The organism is Mycobacterium lehmannii (assembly GCF_001499925.1).
Taxonomy (GTDB): domain Bacteria; phylum Actinomycetota; class Actinomycetes; order Mycobacteriales; family Mycobacteriaceae; genus Mycobacterium; species Mycobacterium lehmannii.
The window spans coordinates 1-26,379 of sequence record NZ_LQIR01000068.1; the positions used below are offsets into that span (position 1 = coordinate 1).

A 26,379-nucleotide genomic window follows, 5' to 3' on the forward strand; every position below is an offset into this window, starting at 1 on the left:
CCGGCAGACTGTTCCTTCGGCATACCTGCATCCTCGTTTCCAAGGTCAGGAGCCTCCAACATTTCCAGGGCGATTCACACTTCTTGACCTGTTTCATCGCCGATCCGGTCGGGGTGGCCACCCGCGGCGCGATCGGGATCGACAATATCTGCTGGGAGGCCGACTACCCCCACAGCGACTCGATGTGGCCCGGCGCGCCCGAGCAGCTCGACGAGGTGCTCACCGCCAACAACGTGCCCGACGACGAGATCAACAAGATGACGTTTGAGAACGCGATGCGCTGGTATCACTGGGATCCGTTCACCCACATCACCCGCGAACAAGCCACCGTCGGCGCGCTACGCAAAGCCGCCGAAGGCCACGACGTCTCCATCCAAGCCCTATCCAAGAAGGAGAACACCGGCGGTGCGTCGGACTGGCAGGCTCAGATGAAGAAGGCCACCGCCAACGTCAGTGGCACAACCGGGGATTGACGAAAGGCGCCAGCGGTCTCAACTGGTAGCGGCGAGGCGGTCGGCGAGTACCCGCGGCCGACCCTTCGAACGCGCCTCGAGCGTATTGCGTTGCACCTTGCCGTTGGCGTTGAGGGGCAGGGGCTCGTCCCAGAACACCAACTCCTCGGGAAGCTTGTATTTCGGCATTCCGACACCGCCCAGAGCGCCCGCCACGTCGGCGAGCGACATCTCGACGCCGTCGTCGAGCACCATGGCCATCGCCAGCCGTTCGCCGGTGGTCGCGTCGGCAACCGAGTAAGCCGCACACTCTCGCACACCCGGAATCCGCGCCACCGCCTCCTCGACCTCCGCCGCGGGGATCTTCATCCCGTTGCGGATGACGATGTCCTTGATCCGCCCCACGATGCGCACGCGGTTGTCGATGACCTCGGCCACGTCACCGGTTCGGAACCAGTCACCGTCGAACGCGTTGGCGTCGTCCTCGGTGTCCGTGTAGCCGAGAAATGCATGCGGGCCCTTGATGCAGCACTCGGCCGGGTCCCCCGCCGACCCCACCCGCACGTCGACGTCCTGCAGCGTCACACCGTCATCCGCGTGACGCACCTCCCTGCTCTCCGTGCGCAGCCCCGACGTGCTGACCGGCACCTCCGACGATCCGTACGCCCGCATCACCACGATGCCGAAATCGTCCTCGACCCGTTCGACGATGCGCCGGTCGAGCATGGTGCCACCGAGATACACCGCCCGCAGCGGCACGACGCTCTCACGGGCGACCGCCTCGTCGAGCAGCCGGTCGAGCAGCCGGTCCGGACCGCCGTACCACGTTGCGCCGGAAGACAGCAGAAGATCGCAGGTGGCGGCCGGATCCCAGCGATCCTCGAGCACCACCGGCACGGCAAGCATGGGCCCGATGAACAGCGCCTGCAGCACACCGGTCACCGAGGCGAGCGGACTGATGAGGAAGATGCGGTCGTCCCCGCCGAGCCCGGCGGCGGCGATGTAGTTCGCCGACGCCTTGGCCAGCGTGCTCAGCGAATGGATGACGCCCTTGGGCCGCGACGTCGTGCCAGAGGTGTAGAGGACTAAGGACGGCTCGTCGGCGGGCCGCATCGGCCGACTGGGCGCCGGAGTGTCAGACGCAAGGGAGATGTCGATCCAGCTACAGGCATGGCGCAATGCCGGTTCACCTGCCGTCGGCCAGTCCGGCGCCACCCCGTACTCGGCACCGGTGCGCGCCACGATGTCGGCGACCTGGATGGGCCCCGCGCTGCGCGGCACGAGGAGCACCACCGCGTCGACTCGGACGGCGGCGTGCACCGCGACGACCGAGCCGATGTCGTTGCCCACCACGACCACCACCGGCGTCGCTGCGCCAACGCCGGCCTTCCGTAGTGCCTGCGACGCACGACCTACCCGTTCGTCGAGGTCGGCGTAGGTCAGCTCGGCACCGCGGGCAATGAGCGCCGGTCTCGTGGGAACCCGCTCGGCGGTGAACCGCACGACGTCGAGCGGCCGGTCCGACCAGAAACCGGCGGCCCGAAACTCCGATCGCAGTCCGTCCGCTCGCTGCTGCGCATGACGCAGTAGCGCGGTAGCCCCACTCATGCTCTCCTCCGATGCAAATGATGATTCTCTTCTGCGTAAATGTAACCTCTCAGGCATGCCGCTTATGACTTTCGAGGATCAGGTAGCCGTCGTCACCGGTGCGGGCGGGGGGCTCGGCCGCTGTCACGCACTCGAACTCGCCCGCCGAGGCGCCCGCGTCGTGGTCAATGACCTCGGCAGCGCGGTCGACGGAAGTGGTGCCTCGATCTCGGCCGCGCAGGCTGTGGTCGACGAGATCACCGCCGCCGGCGGCACCGCGATCGCCAATGGCGACTCCGTCGCGACCGAAGAGGGTGGTGCCGCGATTGTTTCCGCGGCGATAAACGCCTTCGGCCGACTCGACATCCTCATCAACAACGCGGGCATCCTGCGCGACGCGGCGTTCAAGAACATGACCGTCGAGCAGGTCGACGCGGTGCTCTCGGTCCACCTGGCAGGCGCCTTCAACGTCACTCGTGCCGCATGGCCCATCATGCGCGAGCAGAACTACGGGCGCATCGTCCAAACCACTTCTGGTACAGGGCTCTTCGGCAACTTCGGGCAGGCCAACTACGGCGCCGCAAAGATGGGCCTGGTCGGCATGATGCATGTCCTGGCGATTGAGGGGGCGCGAAACGGCATCGCCATCAACGCCGTCGCACCGATCGCACGCACCCGGATGACCGAGGACATCATGGGCGAAGCGGGCAAGGCGATGGACCCCGAACTCGTCACGCCGGTGGTCGTCTATCTGTCCCATCGCGACTGCGACCGCACAGCCCACATCTACTCGGTGGGTGCGGGCAAGGTTTCGCGGGTGTTCATCGGCGTCACGACGGGAATCGAGAACCGCGCGCTGACAGCGGAATCCGTGGCCGAGGCGATCGACGAAATCGACGATGCCACCACGTTCACGATTCGCGGAGGCCCCGTCGGCAGCTGACCGTCAGCGGCCCTGGAAGTTCGGCGGGCGACGCTCGGCGAACGACTTCAGGCCCTCCTGCAGATCGGCGGTCCGCGACACCACCTCCTGCGCCCAGGCCTCCTGCTCGAAGGCGCGGTCGCGGCCGGATTCCGACGACACGGACAGCAGGCGCTTGGTCAGCGCCAGCATGACGGTGGGGCCCGCCGCCAGTCGCCCGGCCAGTTCCTCGGCGACCGCGTCGGTTTCCTCTGGCGCGACAACGCGGTTGACCAGGCTGAGTCGCTCACAGGTCGCGGCGTCGACGGGTTCACCGAGCATCAGCAGTTCGGTAGCCTTACGCAGGCCCACGATTCTGGTCAGCAGGTGTATCGCGCCCGAGTCAGGCAGGATGCCGCGGTGCACGAAGGCCTCGACAAGCGTTGCCTCCATGGACATGATGACGAGGTCGCAGGCGAGCACCAGACTGCCACCCGCACCTGCGGCCGTTCCCTTGACCGCGGCGACCACAGGCTTGTCGCATTCCAAAATCGACGAGACCAGCCGCTGCCAACCCTTCTGCAGCATCCTGGCGATGTCGCCGGGCCTCTTGTCGGCGGGTGGCTGCGCCGAATGCGGCGACAGCCCGGCACCCGAACAGAAGTGCCGCTCCCCCGTCGCACGCAACAACACCGCGCGCACGGACGGGTCGTCACTGGCGCTGTCAAACGCCGCCGTCAATGCATCACGAGCACACGGAGACAAGGAGTTTCCGACATTCGGCCGATCGATCGTGATCCGGCAGACACCGTCCGACCCGACGTCGACCCGGATCCCCTGCTGCTCTTCGGCCATCTCCCACACCCCTGCGTTAACGACGTTTCCGGTTTTCGGGTATCTTAATTTCCGCCGACGTCCCACCGACGATATGGGCCGAACTGAGGAGGCGATGCGTGACCCAGTCCTCGGCTGCGGGCCAGATCACCAATGAGGGTCTGGCCAGGTTGCGCGCCACGATCGGCATCGCCGTTCCGCACACCCAGCCTCCGCATTACCTCCGGCCCAACGAGGACACCTTCCGCCACGTCGCCGAAGCCTACGGTGACGCCAACCCCCTGTGGGCCGATCCGGATTGCGCGGCGAAATCGGTGTGGGGCGAGTCGATCGCTCCGCCGGCGCTTGTCGGCGGGGACACCCTGATCGGCGAGGACGAGGTCACCGAACTCTCCGACGAGGACCGCGCCCTGACCAAGGGCGATCCGCTCCGCGGTGTGCACGCGTTCTATGCGTCCTCGGCACGCGAGTGGTGGGCGCCGCTGCGCGCCAACCACCGGGTGTTCCGGCGCAATGCCCTTGTCGCCGCGCTCGACAAGAGCAGCGAGTTCGCCGGCCGCGCCGTGCACGAATGGTCGGCGCAGGTGTTCCGCGACGACGAGGGCACCATCCTCGGCGGCCAGTACCGGAACATGATCCGCACCGAACGCAGCAAGGCCCGAGGCCGCAAGAAGTACGAGTCCGTCGATCTCAAGACGTGGACCGCCGACGAGATCGCCGAGATCGACGAGCGGTACGCCCGCGAGGCGCCACGGGGTGCGGAGCCGCGCTGGTGGGAGGACGTGACCGAGGGCGACGCGCTGGGCCCGCTGACCAAGGGACCGCTCACCGTCACCGACATGGTGTGCTGGCACGTCGGCATGGGCACGGGGATGTACGGCGTGCGGCCGCTGAAGCTGGCCTGGCGCAACCGTCAGCGCATTCCCCGCTTCTACACGCTCAACGAGCACGGTGTTCCCGACGTTCAGCAGCGCGTGCACTGGGATCCGAGCGCGGCGCGCAACGCGGGCAATCCGACGACGTTCGACTACGGCCGCATGCGCGAGACGTGGCTCATCCACCTGTGCACCGACTGGATGGGCGACGACGCCTGGCTGTGGAAGCTGGACTGCGAGTTCCGCTTGTTCAACTACGTCGGCGACCTGCACATGATCACGGGCGTCGTCACCCGCAAATACCTCGCTGAGGGAGACCGGCCGGCGGTCGACGTCGACCTCGCGGCGACCAATCACCGTGGCGAGGTCACCGCACCGGGCCACGCCACGATCCTGCTGCCGAGTAGGCAGCGCGGTCCCGTCCGCCTGCCCGATCCGCCGGGCGAAGCGACGAATCTGACCGATCTGCTGGCGGCCGTGTCGGCCCAGTTCGCGGAGCGATGAGCCTCCGTGACGTACGAGAGCGTTACCGGGCTTCGGGCCGAGCAGCAGGGCCCGGTCCTGTGTCTGACGTTCGACCGCGCCGACCGACGCAACGCCGTCAACGACACCATGCTCGACGCGATGGTCGGACATCTCGCCGCCGCAGGCACCGACGAGTCGGTTCGGGTCATCCGCATCGATGCCGAAGGACCGGACTTCTGCGCGGGTTCTGACCTGATCGCCAACAACGCGCGCTCGGATCGCAAACCCCGCGTGGGCAGCATCCAGCGTCGGCTGCCCCACAAGGCCAACAGGCTGATTCCACTGCTGCTCGAGACCCAGGTACCCGTCGTCGCGGTGGTCCGCGGCTGGGCGGCCGGCCTGGGTTTCCACATCGCGATGGCTTCGGACTTCTGCATCGCGGCCGAAGAAGCGCGGTTCTGGGAACCGTTCATGGCGCGCGGCTTCACGCCCGACAGCGGCGCGGCCTGGTTGCTACCGCGGCTCGTCGGGATGGTCCGCACCCGCCGGCTGCTGATGCTCGGCGAGGAGCTGTCCGGGACCATGGCCGCCGAGTGGGAGATTATCCACGGAGCCCATCCCGACGCCGAACTCGATGCTGCTGCAACCGAACTCGTTGACCGGCTGGCCGCTGCACCGACGGTGGCCTTCGGCCTCACCAAGTGGCTGCTCCACAGCGGTAACGGCCTGGATCTCGACCGTCACCTGCAGAACGAGGCGATGGCGCTCGAACTGTCCAGCCGCAGCGAGGATTTCAAGGAAGGCTTGGCGGCCTTCCGAGACAAGCGCGACGCAAAATTCCAGGGCCGATGACCCAGCTTCCGATCACGTCAGAGACGTCGGCGGCCGACGCCGTCAGCGTGGTGCGCGAGTGGGTGCAGGCCGAGGTACCTGCCAGTTGGCGAGCGGCCGCAGCCGAGGGGCCCGCCGCGTTGCGGTCCGTGCGCACGCCGCAGGACTACCGCGACTGGTATCCGACGTTCGCCCGCTCGGGTCTCGTGGCACCGACCTGGCAACCCGAACACGGCGGCCTGGGCATCGGTAACGACGTCGCGCGCGCGATCGAGGGCGTGCTCGCACCGCTGCGGTTGACCCGGCTGAACCCGTTGGGGCTCAACAACGCCGCCGCCGCGTTGTTCAGTCATGGAACCGAAGAGCAGCGACGCCGGTTCCTCCCGCCCATCGTCCGCAACGAGGAGAAATGGTGTCAACTCTTCAGTGAGCCCGGCGCGGGCTCCGACCTCGCGTCGCTGGCGACCCGCGCGGTGCGCGACGGGGACCAGTGGGTGGTGTCCGGCCAGAAGGTGTGGACCACCTGGGCCGACGAGGCGGACTTCGCGATCCTGCTCGCTCGTACCGACCCGGATCAGCCGAAACACAAAGGCATCACGTACTTCCTGCTCGACATGCACCAACCCGGCGTCGAGGTGCGGCCGCTGCGTCAGATCACCGGTGAGGCGGAGTTCAACGAGGTCTTCCTCGACGGCGCGCTGGTGCCGGATGCGCATCGGGTCGGGGAGGTAAACGACGGCTGGCGGGTCAGCGCGTCAACCCTGTCGAGTGAGCGCCAGATGGTGTCGGGATCGGGCTCCGGCGGCATGGGCCGCCTCGGCGGCTCCAGCGCAGAACGGCTGATCACACTCGCCCAGGAAACGGGGCGGTGGGACGACCCCGTCGTGCGGAACAAGATCATGCGGCTCTGGGCTCAGGAGCAGATCCGCGGCTGGACGAACGCCCGTGTCCGCGCGGCACTCTCGGCCGGCCAATCCCCCGGTGCTGCTTCCTCGATCGGCAAGGTCCACCAGGCCACACTCAACCAGCAGATCCAGGATCTCATGGTCGACCTGGTGGGCACCGCCGCAATGGCGTGGCCCGCCACCGACGACCCGGATGCGATGCCCCGCGAGGTGCAGGGCATGATGCGCAGCCTCGCCAACGGCACCGAAGGTGGCACGACCGACATCAACAAGAACATCCTCGGCGAGCGCGTACTCGGGCTGCCGAAAGAGCCGGACCCGTGGAAGGGAAAGCCCTGGAAGGAGATTCCGCGCTCGTGAGCGGCTACGAGCGACTGATCGCCGAGAAGTCCGACGGTATAGGGTGGCTCATCCTGAACCGTCCGGACGCCGGCAATGCATTCGATGCGCTGATGCTGGACGAACTCGAGGCCGCCTGGGGCCAGCTGGACGCCGACCCCGACGTGCACGTGATCGTCAACGTCGCGAACGGCAAGGCGTTCTGCACCGGGATGGATGTGGTCCAGGTCGCGCGCGACAAGAAGGCCATGCGACGCCATTCACGCCGCACGCGCGACGCCGAGCTGAAGATCTCCGCCTGGCACTGCGGTGTGTGGAAGCCGGTGATCGCCGCGGTGAACGGGGTGTGCGCGGGAGGTGGTCTGCATCTGGTCGCCGACGCGGACATCGTCATCGCTGCGGAGGAGGCGACGTTTGTCGACCCGCATGTCTCGGTGGGGCAGGCGGTCGCGTACGAGGCCATCACCCTGCTGCGGAAGTCGCCGATGGAGGCCATCACGCGGATGACGTTGAGCGGCAAGGGTGAGCGGATCTCGGCCCAGCGCGCATACGAGTTGGGTATCGTCTCGCAGGTCGTGGGCGCCGGCGAGCTGCGGGCGGCGGCCGCCGAGTTGGCGGCCGCGGTCGCGACCAACTCGCCCACCGCCATGCGGGCGACCAAGAAGGCGTTGTGGCATTCCCTGGAAGTCGGGCTGTCGGAGGCCAAGGCTGCGGCCGCATCGGAGATCTGGCGGTTGCGGAACCACCCCGACCATGCCGAGGGAGTACGCGCGTGGCGGGAAAAGCGCCCCGCTGACTGGCAACCGCTCGAACCGGTGGAGGCTCCGTGAGCTATCAGAGGTTGATCGTCGAACGCCACGGCCCCGTCGGTTGGATCATCAACAACCGGCCCGATCGACTCAACGCGTACGACGCGCTGATGCGCAAGGAATTCCCCGCTGCATGGGCCGAATTGGACGCCGCCCCCGACGTGCGGGTGATCGTGCACACCGGCAACGGCAGGGCCTTTCAGGTCGGCGCCGACGTGGACGATCTCGACGGCGAGGGGATCAAGCAGTATCAGGAGACCATGCAGACGCTGGACCTGAAGCTGACCGGCTGGCATTGCAATGTGGGCAAGCCCGTCATCACCGCGGTCAACGGGGTGTGCGCCGGGGGCGGACTGCACTGGGTCGCCGACGCCGACATCGTCATCGCGGCGTCGGATGCCACCTTCGTCGACCCGCACGTATCCATCGGTCAGGTCAGCGCTCTGGAGACGATCGCGCTCATGCGAAAGATGCCCGCCGAGGCGGTGTTACGGATGGCGCTGGTCGGCAGCCACGAACGACTTACCGCGCAGCGCGCCTATGAGCTCGGCATGATCAGCCAGATCGTCGATCCGCCCGACAAGCTTCGCGATGTCGCCCAGGAGCTCGCCGAGAAGGTCGCCAGAAACTCACCCGCCGCGATGCGGGCCACCAAACGCGCGCTCTGGGGAGCGCTCGAGCACGGGCTGACCGACGCTTGCCGTGAGGGGGCCAAGCACCTGACGTCGATGTGGGGCCATCCGGATCAGGACGAGGGTCCGAAAGCGTTCGCCGACAAGCGAACACCACGGTGGCTTCCCCTGGAGCCGGACTCGTGAGCCTCTCCGACCTGCTGGACGATCTGCCGGACATCGGGGTGCACACTCTGGCGGTCGACGTGTCTCGGGCAGAGCTGATCGCGAGTGCGGACCGCCTGGCGGCGGTTCTCACCGAAGGCGGGCTGACGACTGGTCAGGTGGTCGCGGCGATGCTGCCCAACGACGCCACCACGGTCGCGGCGCTGTTCGGTGTCTGGCGTTCCGGTGGTGTCTACACACCGCTCAATCCCAGAGCTGCCGACGCTGAGGTGGCCGCTCATCTCCAAACCCTCGAACCGGTCGCGGTGATCACGACGCCTGAACTGGCGGGCCGCTTCTCGGGGTTCGCGTTACCGGTCATCACCGCGTCGGGCCTGACGTGGTCGCTGATGCCACACTCCAACTCTGCGAACGACACTCGGCGCTACGACGCCGATGTGGCGCTTCTGCAGTTCACGTCGGGGACGACAGGTCCGCCGAAGCCGGTGCCGCTGCGCCACTCCACGGTGCTGGACCTGATCGACCGGCTGCTGGAGAAGCTCCGCGGACCGAAGCGTGCTCCCCGGAACGCGGCGCCGATGCCCAACCTGGTACCGCTCTCACTGTCCCTGTGGGCCGGTATCTACCAGGTGCTGTTCGCCTTTCGCGCGGGCTCCGGTGTCGTGCTGATGGACAAGTTCTCGGCCGCGGACTTCGCAGCGCTGGTGAAGCGCCACCAATTGCGATCCACGGTCTTGCCACCCGCCGCGTTGACAATGGTGCTCCACGACGATTCCGTCACCGACCTGTCCCCCCTGAAGATCGTCCGCTCCATCACCGCTCCCCTGTCTCCCGTCCACGCGGCCCGCTTCCGTGACAAGTTCGGGGTGCTCGTCCTGAACTCCTACGGCCAAACGGAACTCGGTGGCGAGGTCGTCGGATGGTCGGCCGCCGACGCCCGCGAATGGGGGGAGACGAAGCTCGGCTCTGTCGGACGACCACTTCCGGGCATCGACGTCATGATCGCCGACGACGAGGTGATGGTCCGCACGCCGACGACGGCTGCCCGCAGGATCGACCCCGCGTTCCTGGACAGGCTTACCGACGATGGGTGGTTCCACACCGGTGACCTCGGCTGGTTCGACGAGGACGGTTTCCTGTGGCTCGACGGGCGTGTCTCGGACATGATCAACCGTGGCGGGCTCAAGGTGTTCCCCGGCACCGTCGAAGAGGTGCTTCTGAGCGCCGACCGCGTGCGCGAGGCCGCTGTGGTGGGGGTCCCCGACGAACGACTCGGCGAGGTTCCGTGGGCATTCGTCGTGCGCTCCGACGATCGGGTCAGCGAGGATGAACTGATCTCGTGGTGTCGCGAGCGCCTGACCCCCTACCGGGTTCCCGTGCGGGTGGTATTCGTCGAGCGCCTGCCGCGCAACGACGTCGGCAAGGTCGTCAAGCGCGAACTCGCCGCGACCGTGCGGTGTTATACGCATGGCTCGGCGAGTCGCGGATGAAACCGCACACCCGGTGCCCCGGTATGGCCCCGTAGCAGACGGATACCGCCGTTTGCTATCTTGAGAATCACTGTTCTCGTTGAGGAGGTTCCGGTGGGCGACGCTGCTGCCTTTGAGGTGTGGGATGCCGACAACCACATGTACGAGACCATCGATGCCTACACGCGGTACCTGCCTGACATGTATTCGGAAGCGCTGAAGTTTGTCGACGTCAACGGCCGCAAGAAACTACAGATCCTCGGCGTCATCACCGAGACCATCCCCAATCCGACCTACGAGGTGATCCCGACCCCCGGCGCTTGGGCCGACTACTTCCGGGGGGTGAATCCGGAAGGCAAGACACTGAGGGAGCTCGCCGCGCCCATCCGATGTCCCGACGAGTTCCGTCGCCCCGACCTGCGTCTGGCGTTGATGGACCGTCAGGGCGTCGATGGCGCGGTGATGTTCCCCACCACCGCCGGCATGCTCGAGGAGCGGACGAAGTCCGACACGGAACTCACCCACGCGGTCACCCATGCGTTCAACCGCTGGCTGCTCGAGGACTGGACGTTCAACTACCACAACCGGATCTTTCCCGTGCCCGCCATCTCGCTCAACGATCCCGCACTGGGCGTGAAGGAGCTCGAATGGTGCCTCGACAACGGTGCCAGGACGGTACTGATTCGTCCGGCCCCGGTCCCGCGCGAAGACGGCACGTCGCGCTCAGCCGCTCTGCCCGAGTTCGATGACTTCTGGCGACTGGTCGAGTCGTCGGGCATCTCGGTGCAGATGCACAATTCGGATTCCGGCTATGAGCGCTACGTCGACGATTGGGAGGACCCAGCGGAGTTCAACGGATTCGCGCTGAGCAAGCTGCGAGGCTTCATCTACGAGGAGAGCCGCAACATCTTCGATACCCTCGCTGCCTTCATCGCTCACGGCGTGTTCGAGCGCTTTCCCGGGGTACGCATCGGGGTTATCGAGAACGGGGGCTCCTGGGCGCACCGCTTGTTGGACGTCTTCGACCGCGTGTACCACAAGCGGCCGAACGACTTCAGCGAGCATCCCAGCGACGTCTTCCGCAGGCATGTCTGGGTGAATCCGTTCCATGAGGAAGACATGTCGCACCTCATCGACATCCTCGGCGCCGACCGCGTGATGTTCGGTTCGGACTACCCACATCCCGAAGGCCTCGCGGAGCCCGCGGACTTCATCAACGAACTCGAGGGGTTGCCCGCCGCGACCACCGCCCGGGTGATGGGCGGCAATTTGAAGGAACTGATCGGCATCTAGTAAACGCGGCATCCCGGATGCTCAGCCGCCGACGCCACCCTCCCGCAGGAAGTTGACCGTGTACTGCTGACTGGTCAAACCCTTGGGATCGAGCCCGATGAGTCCCAGCAACTGTTCCCACTTATCGGGGTCGACGAACCAGTCCCAACGTGTGACTTCGCCCTTCTCGTTGACCCAGATGTAGTCCCACTCGCGCAGTGTCAACACCGACCCGTCGGGGAGCGTCCCCGCGTAGGTGTCGCAGGACGAAAAACCCCATTCTCCGACAACACATTCGAACGGACTGACGAGGCGATAATCCGGCATGTGATTCCACCACATTCGCCACTCCGCTGTGAGCATGTCTCCGTCGGGAGCGTACTTGGCCATGGCCGCCGCCACCTCGTCGGAGAACATCTCGGCCGCCGATTGGCGGGCGCCATCGTTGAAATGGGGGCTCATCATGACGTAATCGGGTGCGAAGACGAACTTCTCGCCGAAATTCACGTGGCGGCCGCGGTCGATGGGTTTCGCATAACCCTCCCATTTCTGGAAGGCGATCTCTTCGTTCAAGGCCGTGCGATCGCTGCTCATGTCTCCCTCTCCACTAGCCCAGCTCGGCGAATCTCTTGAAGTACGGCCACGCGATGGCCGGGGGTATTCCTCCGCAGAGCGGATTGATGTTGAACACCTCGCCTGCGGCCAGACGCTTTCGCGCTTCGTCGACTGACAGGATCACGTGCGTCGTCGACTGCGACCGCAACTCATCGACGGTTTTGGCAGTGGTGATATTCGCCGAGATGTTGTTGTCGGGATTCCACTCCGAGTACGCCATCGCATCGTGGAGAAGGTACTCACCGATCTCATCCCAGGCGGCGTCGACATCGTCGGCGACAAAGCAGTTGGTGGCGGCGTTGCGATCGGGGATCAGCATGAATCCCGGTTCGTAACCGTTCTCCCGGCATGCGCTTTCGTAGGCCTCCTGCATTCCCGGAACTCCACCATTGGCCAGCAGACCAAGACCGTTTCGGCCCGCGCGACGCGCGGCAGCGAGGCTGGCGCCGCCCCAACTCATCATGGGGCCCTCCGGTGTGCGGGGTCGTGGTGTCACCTTCATCCGGCGACCCTCGTACTCAACTTCCTCACCGGCCAACAAACGGCGTAACATGCCGAGTTTCTGATCAGCGATCTTTCCGCGCTCGGACAACGACAGACCAAAATGCTCGTACTCCTGCGCGCGGTAACCGATTCCGAACACGTAGGTCGCCCGCCCGGCGCTGATGTGGTCCAAGACCGCCATGTCTTCCGCCAGCCGCGCGACGTCGTAGAACGGAAGGAGAATCACCAAGTTCAGCATCAACTGCTCGGTACGCGCGGCGATCGCCGAGCCCAGCAGCAAGGGCGATGGTAGATAACCGTCGTCGGCACAGTGATGTTCGCACAACACCGCCGCTACGCAACCTCGAGTTTCCGCCCATTCCGCCATGTCGCAGGCTGCGGCGTACAACTCCGTCGGCGGGGCTCCCATCGAGGGTGCCCGCATGTCGAAGCGAAGGGTGAACATCTCGGTGGCTAACTTCCCTGGCGGTCGTCGGTACCCATGACTTCAGTGGACATCTGCATGATCAGTCGGACCACCTCGCTGCGTGACATGGACTTGAAGAGCTCAAAGGCCATCCGGACGTCATCGCCGGTAGCGATCGTCGGTCCGTTACCGAGGTTGGCGAACGCCTCGTCGACGACGCTTGCGGCGGTGACCGCGCCCTCGGGGACCTCGTCGACAGACGCCAGGCGACCGCGCTCGAACTCCAACTTTCGCAACGCCGGGGTGTCTGTCATGCCGAGGACCAGTCCAAGTACATCAACACCCTTGTCGTGCAACTCCGCCCACAAACCTTCGGTGAACACCATGTCGAAGGCTTTTGTTCCACCGTAAGCCACCATGTTTCGGCCACCTGCCAGCGCGGCCCCCGACGTGAAGTTCACGATGCCACCTCTGTGCCGCTCGACCATCTGGCCTGCGAAGTGGTGACACAACCGCATCAATACCAGGCAATTGCGTTGCAGTAGGTCTTCCGCTGCGGACACCGGATTAGCAAGGAAGGGCTGGTAATTGGGATCACCGCCAGCGCAGTACACGAGCATGCCAATCTCGAGATCATCGGTCGCCTCGATGATCCGTTGCGAAGCGTCAGGGTCAATCAGGTCGACTGCAAATGTCCGCGTCTCGGCATTGGTGCGCTCGCGAATGCCCGCAGCCACCTCGTCGAGTAGGTTTTGTCGACGAGCGACGAGCACGACGTTCACGCCCTCGCCCGCGAGCCGGTCGGCGAACAACGCCCCGACTCCGTCGGATGCGCCAACCAACAGCGCCCACGGCCCGTACTTCTGCGCGATGTCGGTCACGGCGCCGGCACCCCGGCGAGGCGAACCGAAGCGTAGGAGCGACGTGCAATACGCCAGCCGTCCGTCGTCCGGACCGCGTGGTCGTCGTAATAGCCGACGGGATTCGCGCCCGATCCGTCCTCAAGGAGGATCAGCGCGTCGACGTACGTACGAATCGTGGCCTTGTCGCCGTCGATGTCGACGACCTGATTGGACATGCGATGCATGGTTTGAGCCGCCATGACATGAGCGGCCTCCATGAACTCGGCGACCGCGGCGCCGCCCGTCCACTGACCGACCTCGCCGTAATCCACCTGCGCGTCGTCGGTGAAGACCTCAGTCAGCAGCGAGTATTGCTCCGTGTCGATCGCGGTCGCGTAGCGAATCGTCAACTCAACGAGGTCGTCTCGGTCACTCATCCGACATCTCCATTCGGATGCACCACAATCCGTGGCGGTCCGTCAGACCGGCGAGCTTCGTCGAGTGCATCGGGCACGTCATCAAGGCCGATGATTCTCCCGACGCTGGGCATCGGGTCGAGGCGTCCATCGACAACCGCATCGAGGACGCCGTACCAGTCCTCCGGCATCGGCCCACCGCCGAAACGCAGCGTCAATCCTTGGCGGGTTGCCTCGGTGATGTCCAGCGTGTCCCCCGTATACCAACCGCCTGCGCAATAGATGCGGGTGTAGAACTCCGCCTCCTTGACGAGCGAGTTGATTAGGCCCGGGGCTCCGACGCATTCGAACACCACCGCGGTGCCGGACATGTGGTGTTGCCGACGCACGTCGCGGAAGAGGTCGAACACAGACCCTTCGGCGGGATCATGTAATACATGAGCGCCGAAGCCCGAGCGCGCAAGTTCGCGGCGGTCCGCCTTGTAATCGGAGACGATGATCGGCTCGATGCCGCGAGCGGACAGCGCCGCGACCGCCGACAGGCCGATGGCGCCAGCGCCGACGACGATCGGGATCTCCCCGGGTTGAACATCGGCGACACGGACGTAGTACTCGCCGACAGCGAAGGCGTCGACGAGGGCGATTGCGTCACTGGACACGGACCCGTCGACGACCCTCGCGGTCGCCTCCGACACGACGAGAAGTTCGCCGAAGCTGCCCTGTGCCTCGGGATGCTGGCCGATGATGCGCAGGCCACCGGATCCGCCGTCCACCAACCGGATTGGCATGGAGGTCACCCGGGACCCGATCGGAAACGCGTCGCCACATCCGGGACCGTGTCCGATGACCTCGCCCACGAATTCGTGGCCCATGACGATGTCGCGGTCGGCGTCGTACAGCGACCGACCCGTCGGATCGTCGATCGCGAGTTCTGGACAGTCCATGAAATGAACATCGGACGCGCAGATCGCTGTGCTCAGCGTCTTCAACAGCAGGTCGTTCGGACCCGGGATCGGGTCGGCCGTCTCGCGAACGGTCAATTCGCCGGACCGCAATACGACTGCACGCAATGGACGCACCCTTCGCCGGCTGATAATCTCGAATATTCGAACGTACATTTTCGTATTTCAGAATTACCGTAGAATTCAGCCGAAAAGGAGTCAAGGGTGCAGGGGGCCGGTTCAGCTCCGACCGATCGGGTGCTCGACATCATCGAGACACTCAGCCGCACCGACGCTCGTGGAATGCGGTTCTCCGACGTCGTGCGACGCCTCAACCTTTCCCAGGGGACCGCTCATGCCATCCTCACGAGCCTTCAGAATCGCGGGTGGGTCACCCGCGATCCCGTATCCAAAGAGTTCACTCTCGGCCCGGCGATGGCCCTTATCGCGTCCCGCCTGGACGCCGAGCGTCCGACCGCCGCAGTCGCACGCAGCGCCATCCGGCGCCTCGCCGAGAAGACCGGCATGGCGGCCTCCGTCGTCGAGCGTATCGGAGACGACCTGGTTATCACCGCGTTCGAAAATCCGTCGAGTTCGCCCCCGGCGGCTCTTCCGAACGATCGGATCCCGTACGCGCCGCCCTTCGGCATTGCCTGTGCCGCTTGGGATTCCGCAGCGGAAAAGGAGGCATGGGTTCAACGCGGCGCAGCGGGTGATGCGTCTCTGGCCGAGCGGCTACGCGCGGCGCTGACGCACACCCGCGGCCGTGGTTACGACGTCGACTGGATGACTCCGGCGCTCGCGGAAGCAGTACACGCCATCGGCACCCTCTCGGATGACTCCGTACCGGGCAATTTGCGGTCGGTCGTCGACCAGCTCCGAGTCGAGTTCATCGCCACCAAGATGCTGCCCGATGAAAGCCTCCGCGGCGCGCACTCTGTCGCCACGATCTCGGCGCCTGTGCTCGACTCCAACTCCCGGGTCCGACTGATCTTGGGTGTGCACCCGCTACGTCGGATGACTATCAGCGAAACCCGCACCGCGGCCGAGCCGCTGCTGCACGAGATCGCCCGTGTCAGCGAGGAGCGAAGCGCGCACGCAACTCGTTCTTGAGAATCTTACCCGTGAGATTGCGTGGGAGTTCGTCGACGACCTCGAGCCGCTCAGGTGACTTGTGTTTACTCAAACCCAAGTCTTGGCAGTGCTTTTCGAGGTCGGACAGTGTGATGTCGGAGTTTGCCACGACGACCGCGCAGACCCGTTCGCCGGTGCGCGGATCGGGCACCCCGATGACTGCGACGTCCTCGACGGCAGGGTGGCTGGCCAAGACGCCCTCGATCTCCAGCGCAGAGATGTTCTCCGCGTTGCGGATGATGGCGTCCTTGATACGCCCGGTGATCGCGACGTTGCCGTCGTCGTCGATGCGGCCTCGGTCACCGCTGCGAAACCAGCCGTCGGCGTCGAAGGCGTCGGCGTCCAGTGACGCATCGACGTAGCCGAGGAAGCACTGGGGCCCCTTGAGGCACAATTCTCCTTCCTCGCCCACACCAACCTCGCGCTCGTTCTCGTCGACCACGCGGATCGAGACCCCCGGCACCGGCCGTCCGACGGTGTGGTCGAGAACCTCCGGTTCGCCGTCCGGCGGCGGCGACGTCACCACCGGAAACTCGGTCAGGCCCCACGAGTTCGCGATCCCCGCCACCGAAAGCGTCTCACGCACTTGGCGTCCCAGCTCGGGCGTGATCGGCGCGCCTCCCCCGACACACCCGCGCAGATCGGGGAAGAGCGGTTGGGGACCATGTTCCCGCTGCGCAGCCATGTAGGCGACGAAGAACGGGGTCGCCGAACCGAGCATCGTCGGGCGGTGCACGGCCACCGCCTTTGGAGTGGATACCGGATCGAAGGTGTCGAACAGGACCAGACGCATACCGGTCAGCAGGCTGGCGGCCAACATCGCGGCGCCGCCGATGTGCGAAACCGGAAACGCGATCGGGTTGATGTCGCTGTTCGAGGCGCCGAACATGCCCACCACCCCGGCCGAACCGGCGATCACCGAACGGTCACAGTGCCGAATACCTTTCGGCGCCGCGGTTGTGCCCGATGAGTAGTACACCCACCGCGCATCCTCAGCGTCCGTCGGCGGCGCCGGCAGCATCTCCGGATCACCCGACGGCAGGCGGAGTCCCCCGGTGATCGGCGCGCTGTGGTCGACGATCACGACCGTCATCGGCCGTTCGCGTATCAGCTCGTCGGCAAGCGCGACATGATCGAATCCGCGCCACACACCGGGAACGATGAAGACCTCGGCACCGAGCTGCGCAGTGACAAAACGGACTTCGCTCACGCGCCAGATCGGCAATACAGGGTTCTGGACCGCGCCGAGACGGGTCAGGGACACCATCACCACCATCGTCTCCAGGGTGGTCGGCAACTGCCACGTGACCACGGTGCCTCTGGTGACCCCACGTTCGAACAACGCGGCGGCGGTGCGCTCCGCCGCGTCGTGCAACTGGCTGTTCGTCAGGCTGCGACCGTAGTCGTCGACGAGTACGACGCGGTCGGGGTGGTTCTGGGCCGCCGCTTGGATCAAACCCCAATAGGTTTGCGCCATCAGTGAGTCGGTAGCAGGAGCCGTCGTTTGGCCAGGATGTTGCGCATCATCTCAGAGCTGCCACCGGACACGGTGTATGCACGGGACCACAGCCAGCATTCTTTCAGACGCTGTTTGGCAAGCGCCACATCCGGATCGGCGGCGACGGTGCACACCATCGTCGAGAGCTGCGCGCCGTAGGCCGAAACCCGGTGATACGTCTCGGCGAAACTGAGCTTGGCGATCGAACCGTCCCCCGTCTGCTCGTTGCCGGCCACCAGGCGTTCGACATGGTCGTCGATGAAGGCCTTCGCGACCTCGACCTCGACGGCCAATTCCGCGACCTGGTGCCGGACGTCGGCATGTTGCAGTGCCGGCATGTCGTCGATGCGACCGTGACGGGCCACCGTGACCAGATCGTCGATGAGAAGTTCGAGCAGGATCACGTTGCCGCCGATGCCGAACCGTTCGAAGTCCAGGCCCGTCATGATGATCGACCAGCCCTGGCCGGGCTCCCCGATCAGGCTGTCCGGAGGGATCGTCACATCATCGAAGAAGACCTCGTTGACCTCGATCGCCTCGTTGATCGTGCGGATCGGCCGGATCTCGATGCCCGGCGAGGCCAACGGCACGATGAATGCCGACAGCCCGCGATGACGCGACGACGTCGGGTCGGTGCGGATCAGGGCCAGGCCCATGTCGGCCCAGTGGCCGTCGGTGATCCACGTCTTCTGTCCATCGATGACCCATGACCCGTCGGGTCGCTGCGTGCCCTTACAGCGCACGGCGGCGATATCGCTGCCCGCATCGGGCTCGCTGAGCAGCTGGCACCAGACGTGCTCGCTGCTCCGGATCGGCGGCAGCAGAGCGGATTTCTGCTCATCGGAACCGAAATGCAGCAGCACATGGGCCGCCAGGTTGACCTGATCGACGGGGCGCGGAGCGCGGGCACGCAAGATCTCCTCGGAGACGATCCGATCGTGCAGTGGGTGGTGATCGGCACGGCCGCCGTATTCGACGGGCCAGTCCGCGCCGACGAATCCTGCGTCGAACAGCGAGGCGAACCAGGTGCGCAGCAAGGCTTCCTGTTCGCCGTTCTCCGGCGCCCGGTGTCCCTCTCGAGCCTCGAACGGTGGCGCATGTTCGGCGATATGTGCCCTGACGCGTTCTCGGAACTCGGCGAGCTCGGCCTCTGTGGGCCGAACATGCAGGGCGCTCACCAGCCGGCCCTGTCTGCGAACAGGGCGCGACTGGAGCGCGCCGTGCCGAGTAGACACGCGTTCGTGAACACTCGGCGCAGGTCATGGTGCAGCGGGTATTCCCAGGTGAAACCGATGCCACCGGACAGTTGCATGCACTCATCGACGGCCGCGGTGGTGTTCGCCGCGATGAAGGAATGCGCCGCGACGGACAGCGTGACCGCATCGCTCGTGGTGCTTTCCGCGGACAGCGCGCGGGCGGCCTTGGTGAGGATCGCGCGGGCCTTGGCTTCGAACACCAATAGCTCTACCAAACGGTGTTGTACCGCTTGGAAACTCGCGATCGGCGCACCGAAGGCGATCCGTTCCTTGAGATAGGTGACCAGTCGCTCGAAAGTTGCCGACAGTGCACCGAGCGAATCCGCACTGAGCAGGATCCTGGCCAGTGCGAGTAGTTGCTCCGCTCGTTCGGGTCCACCGACGGGCACGCTCTGTGCGCCGGAGAGGTCAACTCGCCACACCGGCCGGTTGACGTCCAACAACTCTTCGTCGGCTTCCCGCCGCAGGGTGTCCGCCGCCTCGAACAGCTCAATCCCGTTGCCACCAAACGTGACAATGATGTCCGCCGATTGGGCGCCCGACACTCGCGTGACATCAGCGGCTAGGGCGCAGGCCGCCGCACCGGTCCCGTCGAGCATCGCTGGCAACCACCGGTCACGCGCCTCGGACGGCGCCGAACTCAACGCCGCAGCAGCGATGACGCTGCCGAGCCAGTGCGTCGAGTTTCCCGACCGTCCGAGTTCCTCGGCGATGACCGTCGTCTCCACCGGACGCCACCCGCTGCCGCCGAGATCCTCGTCGACCAGCAGTCCCGTCCAGTCCATCGCTGCGAGGTCCTTGAGGGTGTCGTGGGTTTCGCACCCGGCCAGGAAGTCTCGCGCCGCGCCTCGTACCAGTTCGATGTCGACCGAGTCGTCGGCCTCGGGGCCCACCGGTGGTCAGCTCCGCAGCAGCAGCTGTTCGGCGTTGTCGCGCATGATGCGTCGCTTCGCCGCGCCGTCGAGCGGGTCGAGGAGTTTGAGGAAGTCCGCCGGTTCGGCCAGCCCCTCGGCGTGCGGGAAGTCCGAACCCATCACCAGCACGTCGTCGTAACCCAGGCTGGTGACGATGCCCGGGATGTCGTCCTCGGGGTATGGCACGACGCGGACGTGCTGTCGGAAGATGTTCGACGGCCGCTCGGTCAGCTTGCCTCCGATCCACGGGCCGTTGCGGCCCATGCCGCGGCTCTTGTCCATGTGCTTGAGGAAGAACGGCACCCATTCGGCGCCGTGCTCGGCGACCAACACATTTAGTTTCGGGAAGCGGCCGAACAGGTTGTCGAAGATCAACGCCGAGAGTGTGTCCTCGATCGGCCTCTGACCGTAGATGTTCATCCACTGCCACGCCGACATGTGCCAGGACGCAGGGTCGGGGTTGTGCCCCCAGGCAGGCGAGATCGCGTTGAAGTACCAGAACGGCATGATGTGGTACACGAGCACGCAGCCGGCCTCCTGCAGCCGCGCGTAGACCGGGTCGAAATACGGATCTCCCGGCGACCGCCCATAGGCGGGTCCGGTCGGCAACATCACGAACTTCGCGCCCTCCGCGATGATCGCCTCGGTCTCGGCGATCGCCGAATCGAGGTCGCGCAGGGACAACAGCGCGGTCGCGTAGATGTGGCCCTCGAAGTCGAAACCCCACTCGTCGTCGATCCAGCGGTTGAACGACCGCAGGTTCGCGTACAGCGCCGCTGTGTCGTCGACGTAGTGTTCGGCGGCCAGCGCCATCCCGCTCGGATAGATCACCATCCGTTCGACGTTCTGCTTGGCCATCACCGCGAGCCGCGCGGAACGTTCGATGTATTCCGGCTGCATAGGCTGCGGCTCATACGACTCCTCGGGGTTGCCCGACCCCATCTGGCGCAGCATCTCCTTCAGCGAACCGGGGCGGTACGCCACGTCCAGACCGAGGCCGCCCTCGCTGTTGAACGTCGCGACGCGGCGACCGGCGAGTATCACCTCGACGCCGTCGGCCCCCCGCACCGTCGTGATGGCGCGGTCCTTGAACTCCGCGGGTAGGTACCGGGTGAAGGCGTCGCGCGTCTCATAGCAGTGCGTGTCGCAGTCGAAAATGCCGTAATCAATGGTCGTCACCGCGCCGCTCCTTCGTGCGAGAATGCTTATTCTCTCTTTAGGGAAAAGATACTATCCTCGATCGGTAATGCCTATCCGGGGTTGCTTCGATCGAGTACCGCCGCCGTCGGACCCATCGCCCCGGCGACGGTCGCCGCGCCGGTGCGGAAGGGAAACATGACCGCAGCAACGGTATTCGGCGTCGTCGCGGTGGGAGGTCTGTATGTCCACCGCTGAGGCGGTCGATCACCGCGACCTGCGCGAAGCGGTCCGCGAGTTCCTCACCGCCAGGTCGCCGAGCAGCGCCGTCCGAGCAGCGATGGATTCTGCGCCCGGCTATGACGAGCGGGTTTGGCGCGAATTGACCGCCGACCTCGGCCTGGCCGCGATCGCCGTGCCCGAGGAGTTCGGAGGAGCGGGCGCGGGCCTGCCCGAACTCGCGGTCGTTTTCGAAGAGATGGGCGCGGCCCTGCTGTGCGCCCCGTTCTTCTCCACCGTGGCGCTCGCGATCCCGACGCTGCTCGCCAGCGGTGACGCGGCCGCGATGCGGGAGTACCTACCCCCGCTCGTCGACGGGTCGAGGATCGCCACCGTGATCTTCAACGGGAGCCTCGATCCATGGGACCCCGACGCCGTGACGCTGACGGCACGCACTGACGGCGGTCACAGCCGGATCGACGGAGTCGCCGAACGGGTCCTCGACGGTGACACGGCGAATACCGTTCTCGTTGCGGCAAATACGTCCGCAGGCATCTCGCTGTTCGCGGTGGACGGGACCGCCGACGGACTGGACCGCGACCCGTTGACGACGCTCGACCGGACACGCAAGATCGCCAAGCTGAGCTTCGACGGCGTCGCCGCGCGGCTCATCGGCACCGACGGCGCCGTCGCGGCCGCCCTCGAAAGCGCATACCGGGTCGCCGTCATCGCCGTGGCCTCAGAACAACTCGGAGCGGCGCAGCGCTGCCTCGATATGGCCGTGGGCTACGCGAAGGAACGCATCCAGTTCGGCCGTGCCATCGGCAGCTTCCAGGCGGTCAAACATCGGTGCGCAGACATGCTCGTGCAGGTCGAGGGGGCGCGATCGGCCGTGCGGCACGCCGCCGGACTGTCGGAGGGTGAGGACCAGGCGGTGGCGGCTTCGGTGGCCAAGATGGCCTGTTCGGAGGCGTTTCTTCAGGTTGCACTGGACAACATGCGGATCCACGGCGGCATTGGATTCACCTGGGAGCACGATGCACACCTCTACGTCCGTCGTGCGAAAGCCACCCAACTGATCTTCGGCACCCCCGACTACCACGCACAACGCCTGGCAGACCTCGTCACATCATCAAGCCACTAGCCGGAAGGAGAACCGTGACCGTTTCATATTCGCTCGAAATCCCCACTCAGCGGGTGGAGGAGGCATCGGAATTCGTCAATGCCGAAGCGATCGCCGAGATAGCGCGCGCCGCCGAGTCCAGCGGATTCGCCGCTGTACACGTCACCGACCACCCGGCACCCGATGCCAAGTGGCTCGACCACGGCGGCCACCACGCCCTTGATCCGTTCGTCGCGCTTTCGTTCGCCGCAGCGGCCACCACCGACGTGAAGCTGCTGACCAATGTCTACATCGCCGCCTATCGCAACCCCTTCCTGGGCGCGAAGTCGATTCAGAGCCTCGCCGTCCTGTCCGGCGGCCGCCTCATCCTCGGCACGGCCGCCGGCTATCTGAAACCGGAGTTCAAGGCGCTCGGAATCGATTTCGACGCTCGGGGTGCGCTGCTGGACGAGGCACTCGACGTCCTGACCCGGGTGATGACCGGTGATGACGTCGCCTACGAAGGGTCGTCGTTCGCCGCTCGCGGTGTGCGTCTGCGACCGGTGCCCGCGGCCCCGCCCATCTGGGTGGGGGGCAACAGCAAGCCCGCTGTGCGTCGCGCGGTGTCTCGCGCGCAGGGGTGGGCGCCGTTCAACACCTTCGGCTACGCGGCGGCGTCACGAACCGCGGAGATCTCCTCCCCCGAGGACCTCGAGGCCGCGATCGTGTGGGCCAAGAAATACGCTGCTGAAGTCGGTCGAACCGAGCCGCTGGACATCTGTTTCTCGGCGGGGAACCTGCTCGACGACAGCAAGTCCGCCGACGAACGACACGCCACTATCGCGAGGCTCGAAGGCATGGGCGTGACATGGCTGACCATCGCCCCTCAGGGCGCCGACCGCGCCGAGGTGATCGATCAAGCGCGGGCGTTCGCCAAGGAGTTCATCGCATAAGGCTTCCCGTTGCGAACCCGTCGACACTGATGCGCCTGTGCGTGAACAGCCATCGGGCGTCGCGGGGCACCAGGACGTCTCGGTACCGGCCCCAATGGTCGAGTCCAATGTCTGTGTGCACCGCGAAATAGCTGCTCACTTCGACGCGATCGCGCGCCACCTGCCCGAACCGGATACTCGATAGATGGTGGCGGACGTGAGACACCGCTGGGCGCGCGGTATCCGGCTCCCCGGCGATGGCGGCGCCGAGACCCGCTTCTATCGCCTCTGGGCCCTTCAGCGGCTCGTCACCACCGCTGAACTCGAGGACGCCGTAGGGCTCGAAGCACTGCGCCAGCGCACGGAGATCGAACCGATCCGTGGCCGCGGTGTAGTCGGATAGCGTCTGCCGAACCGACTCTCGAACCTCGAGCTCCCAGGTGTCCATTTCTCCTCCGATGTAAACACAGTTGCCGCTGCACGATAACGTGTGTTCTCATGCCGCAACCACGCCTGCAAGACCTCCTCGATCCCGCCACGACCGCGCTGGTCACCCAGGAGTGCCAGGGCGGAGTGATCGGTCCGCAAGCCGGTCTACCGATGCTCGCAGAAGAGGCACGCCGCGAGGCGATCCCGAACATTGCGAGACTGCTCGATGCAGCCCGCGCGGCCGGGGCGACAGTGGTGCATTGCCTGATTCAGAAGCGCCCCGACAACCGCGGTTCCAACACCAACGCCAGGCTGTTCATGGCAGGTAAGTCTTTCGCCGCAGACCTGACGCCCGGAAGCCCGGGCGCCTCCGTGCTGCCGGAACTGAATCAGGCACCTAGCGACATCGTCCTCACCCGCTTGCATGGCGTAGGGCCGATGACCGGCACGGACCTCGACTCGGTCCTACGGAACTTGAACATCAAAACCATTGTTGGTGTGGGTGTTTCGGTCAACATCGCCATCCCGAACTTTGTCATGGACGCCGTCAACCGGAGTTACCAGTTCGTGTTGCCGCGCGACGCCGTGAGCGGGTATCCGCGCGAGTACGCGGAGTCGGTCATCGACAACTCATTGGCGCTGCTCGCGACGGTGACCAACACCGATGACGTGATCCAGGCGTGGAAAGACCTCAGCGCCTGACCCCGTATGGATGTTGTCCAACACTGGTGATAACGTCATTTTCATAATCGTAAACGGTCATATCCGCTGCTCTTAGGAGGTCGGCCACATGTCACCCCGGTCCCTGCCGTACCCCGTCTTCGACATCGACAACCACATGTACGAGACGACCGACGCGCTCACCAAGTATCTGCCGAAACAGCACCGCGGCAAGGTCGGCTACGTCGAGGTCAACGGACGGCCGAAGCTCGTCGTCAAGGACCACATCAGCCACATGATCCCCAACCCCACGTTCGAACGCGTGGCTCGCCCGGGCAGCGCGGAGGACTACTTCCTCGGCAACAACCCCGAGGGGCTGAACTTCCGCGAGTTCGTCGGGGAGCCAATGGAAGTCATCCCGGCCTTCCAGGCGCCCGCACCCCGGCTCGAGCTGATGGATGAACTCGGCATCGATCAGTGCGTCATGTACCCCACGCTGGCCAGCCTCATCGAGGAACGCACCACCGACGACGTCGTCCTTACCCATGCGATCATCCACGCCCTGAACGAGTGGATGCACGAACACTGGACGTTCAACTACCAGGACCGGATCTTCGCCACGCCCGTCATCTGTCTGCCGCTGGTCGACGAGGCCATCCGTGAGTTCCGCTGGTGCCTCGAGCGCGGCATGAAGACCTTCCTCGTGCGGCCTGCCCCGGTGCCGAGCCGGTTCGGGGGTTCACGCTCGATGGGCCTACCGGAGTTCGACCCGTTCTGGCAGGAGGTCGTCGACGCCGGCATTCCCGTGACGTTCCACGCGGCAGACAGCGGCTACCAGAAGCACCTCATGGAATGGGAGGGCGGCGACGAGTACCTGTCGTTCAAGCCCAGCGCGCTGCGCGAGGTGGTGATGGGCTTCCGGGCGATGGAGGACACCCTGGCCGCCCTGATCTGCCACGGTGCGCTGTCCCGCTTCCCCGACCTGAAGGTCCTCGTGGTCGAGAACGGCAGCGGCTGGGTGCGAAACCTTCTGCGCCTGTTGGACAAGGCCTACCGGACGATGCCCAAGGAGTTCGACGAGCATCCTGTCGAGGTGTTCAAACGCAACGTCTACATCCACCCGTTTCTCGAGGACGACATCAAGGGAATCATCGAGATCATGGGTGAGGACCACGTGATGTTCGGCTCGGACTTCCCCCACCCCGAGGGCATCGGCGACCCGCTGAGCTTCATCGACCGCCTCGACGGCCTATCCGAGTCCGCCAAGGCAAAGATCATGGGCGGCAACGCCATCGAGCAACTGGGCCTCCAAAAGGTCCCGGCATGACGCAGACAACCGCTTCGCCGACGGAGTACGACGGGATCGCCGCTTTCGAAGAGCACGTTGGCGAGCATCTGGGGTACAGCGGATGGCGCCAGGTCACCCAGAGGGAGATCGACCTGTTCGCCGAGGCGACGGGTGACCACCAGTGGATCCACGTCGACGCGGAGAAGGCGGCGAATGGGCCCTACGGCAAGACGATCGCCCACGGCTATCTCACACTGTCGTTGGTGCCGATCCTCGTCCAACAGATCTACAAGGTGACCGGCTTGTCGATGCAGGTGAATTACGGCGTGGACAAACTACGGTTTCCGGCACCCGTTCCCGTCGACTCGCGCATCCGCGCGGGCGCAGCGCTGATCAAGGTGGACCGCACCAACAACGGCGCCAGGGCCACGGTGCGGGTCACCGTCGAGGTCGAGGGCTCCGACCGGCCGGCCTGCGTCGTCGACACCATCGCCGCGATGGTCGACTAGGTCGTCACTGCGCGCAGCTGGGCAGCCGCGATTGTGCGGTT

27 protein-coding genes are annotated in these 26,379 nt (G+C 65.6%); 15 read left to right on the forward strand and 12 right to left on the reverse strand.

Annotated elements, in window-relative coordinates; all coding sequences use genetic code 11:
• The coding region (locus tag AU192_RS23165; RefSeq protein ID WP_242657006.1) for an amidohydrolase family protein at window positions 1–473 on the forward strand (473 nt) is incomplete at its 5' end.
• Between the two features lie 18 nt (window positions 474–491).
• Here AU192_RS23165 and AU192_RS23170 read toward each other — a convergent pair.
• The gene (locus tag AU192_RS23170) at window positions 492–2,009 is read right to left on the reverse strand and encodes a class I adenylate-forming enzyme family protein (RefSeq protein ID WP_174522699.1); all 1,518 of its coding nucleotides are present in this window, start codon (window positions 2,007–2,009) and stop codon (window positions 492–494) included.
• A gap of 106 nt (window positions 2,010–2,115) precedes the next feature.
• Between AU192_RS23170 and AU192_RS23175 the strand changes: the two genes are divergently transcribed.
• Window positions 2,116–2,982, forward strand: coding sequence for an SDR family NAD(P)-dependent oxidoreductase (locus AU192_RS23175; RefSeq protein WP_064399885.1), 867 nt, complete (start codon window positions 2,116–2,118; stop codon window positions 2,980–2,982).
• A gap of 3 nt (window positions 2,983–2,985) precedes the next feature.
• Here the strand turns inward: AU192_RS23175 and AU192_RS23180 are convergent, their stop codons facing one another.
• Window positions 2,986–3,804, reverse strand: coding sequence for an enoyl-CoA hydratase/isomerase family protein (locus tag AU192_RS23180; protein WP_064399886.1), 819 nt, complete (start codon window positions 3,802–3,804; stop codon window positions 2,986–2,988).
• Between the two features lie 89 nt (window positions 3,805–3,893).
• Here AU192_RS23180 and AU192_RS23185 point away from each other — a divergent pair, with 89 nt between their 5' ends.
• The 7 genes from AU192_RS23185 to AU192_RS23215 all read left to right on the forward strand — a co-directional run bounded on the left by AU192_RS23185 (window position 3,894) and on the right by AU192_RS23215 (window position 11,557).
• On the forward strand, window positions 3,894–5,153 hold the full coding sequence (locus tag AU192_RS23185; RefSeq protein WP_064399887.1) for a hotdog family protein: 1,260 nt from the start codon (window positions 3,894–3,896) through the stop codon (window positions 5,151–5,153).
• Between the two features lie 6 nt (window positions 5,154–5,159).
• Window positions 5,160–5,966: an enoyl-CoA hydratase/isomerase family protein gene (locus AU192_RS23190; RefSeq protein ID WP_064399888.1), complete on the forward strand. Its 807-nt coding sequence runs from the start codon at window positions 5,160–5,162 to the stop codon at window positions 5,964–5,966.
• A complete protein-coding gene (locus tag AU192_RS23195; protein WP_064399889.1) occupies window positions 5,963–7,210 on the forward strand; it encodes an acyl-CoA dehydrogenase family protein in 1,248 nt (415 codons plus the stop codon). Before AU192_RS23190 ends, AU192_RS23195 begins: the two co-directional genes overlap by 4 nt.
• A complete protein-coding gene (locus AU192_RS23200) occupies window positions 7,207–8,019 on the forward strand; it encodes an enoyl-CoA hydratase/isomerase family protein (protein ID WP_064399890.1) in 813 nt (270 codons plus the stop codon). The genes AU192_RS23195 and AU192_RS23200 overlap by 4 nt, the downstream gene beginning before the upstream one ends.
• Window positions 8,016–8,816 (forward strand): enoyl-CoA hydratase/isomerase family protein, encoded by an 801-nt coding sequence (locus AU192_RS23205; RefSeq protein ID WP_064399891.1) that lies wholly within the window; start codon window positions 8,016–8,018, stop codon window positions 8,814–8,816. Before AU192_RS23200 ends, AU192_RS23205 begins: the two co-directional genes overlap by 4 nt.
• Window positions 8,813–10,285, forward strand: a complete 1,473-nt coding sequence (locus AU192_RS23210) for a class I adenylate-forming enzyme family protein (protein ID WP_064399892.1) — start codon at window positions 8,813–8,815, stop codon at window positions 10,283–10,285. Before AU192_RS23205 ends, AU192_RS23210 begins: the two co-directional genes overlap by 4 nt.
• Window positions 10,286–10,423: 138 nt before the next feature.
• Window positions 10,424–11,557, forward strand: coding sequence for an amidohydrolase family protein (locus tag AU192_RS23215; RefSeq protein ID WP_064400034.1), 1,134 nt, complete (start codon window positions 10,424–10,426; stop codon window positions 11,555–11,557).
• A gap of 21 nt (window positions 11,558–11,578) precedes the next feature.
• Here the strand turns inward: AU192_RS23215 and AU192_RS23220 are convergent, their stop codons facing one another.
• From AU192_RS23220 to AU192_RS23240, 5 genes are read right to left on the reverse strand one after another with little or no spacing between them, the layout of a single operon-like run.
• A complete protein-coding gene (locus AU192_RS23220; RefSeq protein WP_064399893.1) occupies window positions 11,579–12,130 on the reverse strand; it encodes a hypothetical protein in 552 nt (183 codons plus the stop codon).
• Window positions 12,131–12,143: 13 nt separating this feature from the next.
• Window positions 12,144–13,100, reverse strand: a complete 957-nt coding sequence (locus AU192_RS23225) for an LLM class flavin-dependent oxidoreductase (RefSeq protein WP_064399894.1) — start codon at window positions 13,098–13,100, stop codon at window positions 12,144–12,146.
• Between the two features lie 8 nt (window positions 13,101–13,108).
• The gene (locus AU192_RS23230; RefSeq protein ID WP_082695118.1) at window positions 13,109–13,942 is read right to left on the reverse strand and encodes an SDR family NAD(P)-dependent oxidoreductase; all 834 of its coding nucleotides are present in this window, start codon (window positions 13,940–13,942) and stop codon (window positions 13,109–13,111) included.
• Window positions 13,939–14,340 carry a nuclear transport factor 2 family protein gene (locus AU192_RS23235; protein WP_064399895.1) on the reverse strand — a complete coding sequence of 134 codons (402 nt, stop codon included), beginning with the start codon at window positions 14,338–14,340 and terminating at the stop codon, window positions 13,939–13,941. The genes AU192_RS23230 and AU192_RS23235 overlap by 4 nt, the downstream gene beginning before the upstream one ends.
• Window positions 14,337–15,437, reverse strand: coding sequence for a zinc-binding dehydrogenase (locus tag AU192_RS23240; RefSeq protein ID WP_064399896.1), 1,101 nt, complete (start codon window positions 15,435–15,437; stop codon window positions 14,337–14,339). Before AU192_RS23240 ends, AU192_RS23235 begins: the two co-directional genes overlap by 4 nt.
• An 81-nt stretch (window positions 15,438–15,518) precedes the next feature.
• Here AU192_RS23240 and AU192_RS23245 point away from each other — a divergent pair, with 81 nt between their 5' ends.
• Complete coding sequence (locus tag AU192_RS23245; RefSeq protein ID WP_242657007.1) at window positions 15,519–16,373, forward strand: helix-turn-helix domain-containing protein; 855 nt, start codon at window positions 15,519–15,521, stop codon at window positions 16,371–16,373.
• Here the strand turns inward: AU192_RS23245 and AU192_RS23250 are convergent.
• The 4 genes from AU192_RS23250 to AU192_RS23265 are packed head-to-tail and all read right to left on the reverse strand — an operon-like array spanning window position 16,336 to window position 21,241.
• Complete coding sequence (locus tag AU192_RS23250) at window positions 16,336–17,871, reverse strand: class I adenylate-forming enzyme family protein (RefSeq protein ID WP_064399898.1); 1,536 nt, start codon at window positions 17,869–17,871, stop codon at window positions 16,336–16,338. The genes AU192_RS23245 and AU192_RS23250 overlap by 38 nt on opposite strands.
• Window positions 17,871–19,070, reverse strand: a complete 1,200-nt coding sequence (locus tag AU192_RS23255) for an acyl-CoA dehydrogenase family protein (RefSeq protein WP_064399899.1) — start codon at window positions 19,068–19,070, stop codon at window positions 17,871–17,873. The genes AU192_RS23250 and AU192_RS23255 overlap by 1 nt, the downstream gene beginning before the upstream one ends.
• Window positions 19,067–20,041, reverse strand: coding sequence for an acyl-CoA dehydrogenase family protein (locus AU192_RS23260; protein WP_064399900.1), 975 nt, complete (start codon window positions 20,039–20,041; stop codon window positions 19,067–19,069). Before AU192_RS23260 ends, AU192_RS23255 begins: the two co-directional genes overlap by 4 nt.
• Before the next feature lie 6 nt (window positions 20,042–20,047).
• A complete protein-coding gene (locus tag AU192_RS23265; protein ID WP_064399901.1) occupies window positions 20,048–21,241 on the reverse strand; it encodes an amidohydrolase family protein in 1,194 nt (397 codons plus the stop codon).
• Window positions 21,242–21,443: 202 nt separating this feature from the next.
• Between AU192_RS23265 and AU192_RS23270 the strand changes: the two genes are divergently transcribed.
• Both AU192_RS23270 and AU192_RS23275 read left to right on the forward strand, forming a co-directional pair.
• Window positions 21,444–22,562, forward strand: coding sequence for an acyl-CoA dehydrogenase family protein (locus AU192_RS23270; protein WP_064399902.1), 1,119 nt, complete (start codon window positions 21,444–21,446; stop codon window positions 22,560–22,562).
• 14 nt (window positions 22,563–22,576) lie between these two features.
• Window positions 22,577–23,473 (forward strand): TIGR03619 family F420-dependent LLM class oxidoreductase, encoded by an 897-nt coding sequence (locus AU192_RS23275; RefSeq protein WP_064399903.1) that lies wholly within the window; start codon window positions 22,577–22,579, stop codon window positions 23,471–23,473.
• Here AU192_RS23275 and AU192_RS23280 read toward each other — a convergent pair.
• Window positions 23,463–23,900: a nuclear transport factor 2 family protein gene (locus AU192_RS23280; RefSeq protein ID WP_064399904.1), complete on the reverse strand. Its 438-nt coding sequence runs from the start codon at window positions 23,898–23,900 to the stop codon at window positions 23,463–23,465. The genes AU192_RS23275 and AU192_RS23280 overlap by 11 nt on opposite strands.
• A gap of 50 nt (window positions 23,901–23,950) precedes the next feature.
• Between AU192_RS23280 and AU192_RS23285 the strand changes: the two genes are divergently transcribed.
• The 3 genes from AU192_RS23285 to AU192_RS23295 all read left to right on the forward strand — a co-directional run bounded on the left by AU192_RS23285 (window position 23,951) and on the right by AU192_RS23295 (window position 26,338).
• Complete coding sequence (locus AU192_RS23285; protein ID WP_064399905.1) at window positions 23,951–24,583, forward strand: cysteine hydrolase family protein; 633 nt, start codon at window positions 23,951–23,953, stop codon at window positions 24,581–24,583.
• Between the two features lie 88 nt (window positions 24,584–24,671).
• Window positions 24,672–25,868: an amidohydrolase family protein gene (locus AU192_RS23290; RefSeq protein ID WP_064399906.1), complete on the forward strand. Its 1,197-nt coding sequence runs from the start codon at window positions 24,672–24,674 to the stop codon at window positions 25,866–25,868.
• Window positions 25,865–26,338 (forward strand): MaoC family dehydratase, encoded by a 474-nt coding sequence (locus tag AU192_RS23295; RefSeq protein ID WP_064399907.1) that lies wholly within the window; start codon window positions 25,865–25,867, stop codon window positions 26,336–26,338. The genes AU192_RS23290 and AU192_RS23295 overlap by 4 nt, the downstream gene beginning before the upstream one ends.
• The last annotated feature ends 41 nt before the right edge of the window (window positions 26,339–26,379 follow it).

Coding starts and splice junctions, on each gene's coding strand:
- AU192_RS23225 (WP_064399894.1), bottom strand. CDS start 13,100: ATGTTCACCCTTCGCTTCGACATGCGGGCACCCTCGATGGGAGCCCCG.
- AU192_RS23270 (WP_064399902.1), top strand. CDS start 21,444: ATGTCCACCGCTGAGGCGGTCGATCACCGCGACCTGCGCGAAGCGGTC.
- AU192_RS23175 (WP_064399885.1), top strand. CDS start 2,116: ATGCCGCTTATGACTTTCGAGGATCAGGTAGCCGTCGTCACCGGTGCG.
- AU192_RS23250 (WP_064399898.1), bottom strand. CDS start 17,871: ATGGCGCAAACCTATTGGGGTTTGATCCAAGCGGCGGCCCAGAACCAC.
- AU192_RS23280 (WP_064399904.1), bottom strand. CDS start 23,900: ATGGACACCTGGGAGCTCGAGGTTCGAGAGTCGGTTCGGCAGACGCTA.
- AU192_RS23290 (WP_064399906.1), top strand. CDS start 24,672: ATGTCACCCCGGTCCCTGCCGTACCCCGTCTTCGACATCGACAACCAC.
- AU192_RS23285 (WP_064399905.1), top strand. CDS start 23,951: ATGCCGCAACCACGCCTGCAAGACCTCCTCGATCCCGCCACGACCGCG.
- AU192_RS23240 (WP_064399896.1), bottom strand. CDS start 15,437: ATGTACGTTCGAATATTCGAGATTATCAGCCGGCGAAGGGTGCGTCCA.
- AU192_RS23195 (WP_064399889.1), top strand. CDS start 5,963: ATGACCCAGCTTCCGATCACGTCAGAGACGTCGGCGGCCGACGCCGTC.
- AU192_RS23295 (WP_064399907.1), top strand. CDS start 25,865: ATGACGCAGACAACCGCTTCGCCGACGGAGTACGACGGGATCGCCGCT.
- AU192_RS23215 (WP_064400034.1), top strand. CDS start 10,424: ATGTACGAGACCATCGATGCCTACACGCGGTACCTGCCTGACATGTAT.
- AU192_RS23220 (WP_064399893.1), bottom strand. CDS start 12,130: ATGAGCAGCGATCGCACGGCCTTGAACGAAGAGATCGCCTTCCAGAAA.
- AU192_RS23235 (WP_064399895.1), bottom strand. CDS start 14,340: ATGAGTGACCGAGACGACCTCGTTGAGTTGACGATTCGCTACGCGACC.